The 2,668-nt window shown below is 69.7% G+C and carries 4 protein-coding genes; all 4 read left to right on the top strand.

Going from position 1 to position 2,668, the window contains the following annotated elements; genetic code table 11:
* On the top strand, positions 1 to 403 hold a 403-nt coding region (locus AC5RUJ_RS14165), incomplete at its 5' end, for an ATP-binding cassette domain-containing protein (RefSeq protein WP_494156041.1).
* Between the two features lie 106 nt (positions 404 to 509).
* Positions 510 to 1,553: an aliphatic sulfonate ABC transporter substrate-binding protein gene (locus AC5RUJ_RS14160; RefSeq protein WP_494024577.1), complete on the top strand. Its 1,044-nt coding sequence runs from the start codon at positions 510 to 512 to the stop codon at positions 1,551 to 1,553.
* A complete protein-coding gene (locus AC5RUJ_RS14155) occupies positions 1,553 to 2,476 on the top strand; it encodes an ABC transporter permease (protein ID WP_494127721.1) in 924 nt (307 codons plus the stop codon). Before AC5RUJ_RS14160 ends, AC5RUJ_RS14155 begins: the two co-directional genes overlap by 1 nt.
* On the top strand, positions 2,467 to 2,668 hold a 202-nt coding region (locus tag AC5RUJ_RS14150), incomplete at its 3' end, for a hypothetical protein (protein WP_494156040.1). The genes AC5RUJ_RS14155 and AC5RUJ_RS14150, both read left to right, overlap by 10 nt.

Genomic DNA, 2,668 nt, shown 5'->3' with positions numbered 1-2,668 from the left:
CCTGGCCGCCTTCGCCAAGCACCGGCCGCGCGAGGTCTCCGGCGGCATGGCCCAGCGGGCATCCCTGGCCCGGGCCTTGGCCCGCAATCCGGGCGTGCTGCTGCTGGACGAACCGTTCGGCGCGCTGGACGCGCTGACCCGGATCAAGATGCAGGACCTGCTGCTCGATATCCACGCGGTGGAACCCACCACTGTGTTGCTGGTGACCCACGACGTGGACGAGGCCCTGCAACTGGCGGACAGGATCATCGTGCTTGGCAAGGAAGAGGGCCGCGAGGACGACGGCGCCACGATCGTGCGCACCGTCGACGTTCCCGGCAGCCGCCCGCGGGACCGCGGTTCGGTCGAGTTGGCCCGAATGCGCCGCTCGCTCCTCGAAAGCCTCGGCGTCGACGGCCATTAGGGCCGCCCTCGCCACCCACAAATCACGCAATGCCCGGGCCGTTCGCGCCCGAAAGTCATCCGGAGCGGAATTTCTCCTGTTCCGCACCCCGTCCAAAGGAACCACCATGTCTCTTGCCAGCCGTTTCTCCCGCCGCCCGCTCCTCGGCGCTGCCGCCGTTGCCGCCACCGCCTCGCTGGCCCTGACCGGCTGCGTTGCCGGTGAGGATTCCGAAGCCACCGCGGCCCAAGGCGGCGGCGATGGCGTGCTCAACATCGACTTCGCCACCTACAACCCGCTGAGCCTGGTCATCAAGGAAAAGGGCTGGCTGGAGGCCACCCTGGCCGACGAGGGCGTCGAGGTGAACTGGGTGCAGTCGGCCGGTTCCAACAAGGCCAACGAGGCGCTGCGCTCCGGAGCGGTCGACGTCGGCTCCACCGCCGGTTCAGCGGCGCTGCTGGCCCGCGCCAACGGCTCGCCGATCAAGACCATCAGCCTCTACTCGCAGCCGGAATGGGCCGCCCTGGTGGCGCTGCCCGACTCCGGCATCGAGTCCGTCGAGGACCTCAAGGGCAAGTCCGTGGCCGCCACCAAGGGCACCGACCCCTACTTCTTCCTGCTCCAGTCGCTGGAAGAGGCCGGCCTCTCCGCCGACGACGTCACCGTGGAAAACCTGCAGCACGCCGACGGTTTGACCGCGCTGAAGCAGGGCTCGGTCGACGCCTGGTCCGGCCTGGACCCGATCATGGCCGGCGCAGAACAGGACGGCGCCGAGCTGTTCTACCGGAACCTGGACTTCAACACCTACGGCTTCCTGAACGCCACCGAGTCCTTCCTGCAGGAGGAGCCGGAACTCGCGCAGGCCGTGGTGAACGCGTACGAGAAGGCCCGCGCCTGGGCCGCCGAGAACCCCGAGGAAACCGCGCAGATCCTCGCGGACGTCGCCGGCCTGGACCTCGAGGTCGCCACCAAGGTGATCACCGAGCGCAGCAACCTGGACGTTGAGGCGGCCCCGGGCGAGAAGCAGCGCGCGGTGCTGGCGAAGGTCGGGCCGGCGTTCGTCGAGACCGGCGACGTGAAAAGCCAGGCCGACATCGACGAGGCCCTCGCCACCCTGCTCGACGATTCGCTGGTGAAGCAGGCCGATCCGTCGGCCATCAAGGAATCCTGATGACGCACCTCGGTAATCCCGGCGCCTCCGGCGCCAGCGTTTACGCCACCAGTCAGGAAGGCCTCACGGCCACCGGCGTCCTCAAAACCGCGGGCGCGCCCCGGCCGGAACAGGACGGCCCCTCGACCGAGCGCTCCCCCGCCAACGGATGGTCCCCGACCGGGGTGCTCGGCAACGGCTGGGCCCGCCTGCTCCTTGGCCTGCTGCTGCCCGCCGCCCTGCTCGCCGCCTGGCAGTGGAGCGCCTCCGCCGGTCTGTTCAGCTCCGTCCAGCTGCCGGCACCGGCGGCTGTCATCGAGGCCGCCGTCGACCTGATCCAGCGCGGCGAACTGGCCCAGCACGTGGCCATCTCCACCCAGCGCGTGCTGCTCGGCTTCGCTTTTGGCGCCGCCCTCGGCCTGGTCTTCGGCGCGCTGATCGGGCTGTCCAAGGTGGCCGATGTGCTGCTCTCCCCCACCATCGGGGCGCTGCGCGCGGTGCCGTCGCTGGCGTGGGTGCCGCTGCTCATCCTGTGGATGAAGATTGGCGAGGACTCCAAGGTCACGCTGATCCTGATCGGCGCGTTCTTCCCCGTGTTCACCACTGTCTCGCTGGCCCTGCGCCACGTGGACAAGAACCTGGTGGAGGCCGGTCGCGCGTTCGGGCTCAAGGGCGTGAAGCTGCTGACCACCGTGCAGCTGCCGGCCGTGGTGCCCGCCGTGTTCTCCGGGCTGCGGCTGGCGCTGGCACAGGCCTGGCTGTTCCTGGTGGCGGCGGAACTGATCGCCTCCTCCATGGGTTTGGGCTTCCTGCTCACGGATTCGCAAAACAACGGCCGCACCGACCGGCTGCTGCTAGCCATCGTCCTGTTGGCCATCATCGGCAAGATCACCGACGCGCTCCTGGGAGTCGCGGAGAAATGGGCGGTCAAGAGATGGGCATAGAAGTAGCCGAAACCGCCGGCGGCCGCCGCGCCGCCGGGAGCACCGCCGTCGTCGGTCAGGAAGGGCCGGCGCCGTACCGCGACCGGGTGACCGAATGGCCGGAGCCGCAGACCGAGGCCGAGCGGATTGAGTTCTGGGAGCGCGCGGCGGCCCGGCTTCAGTGGGCCGAGCCGTGGCACACCGCGCACTCCG

Source organism: Arthrobacter sp. Y3223164, assembly GCF_059091005.1.
This window is presented reverse-complemented; position numbering and strand designations above follow the sequence as displayed.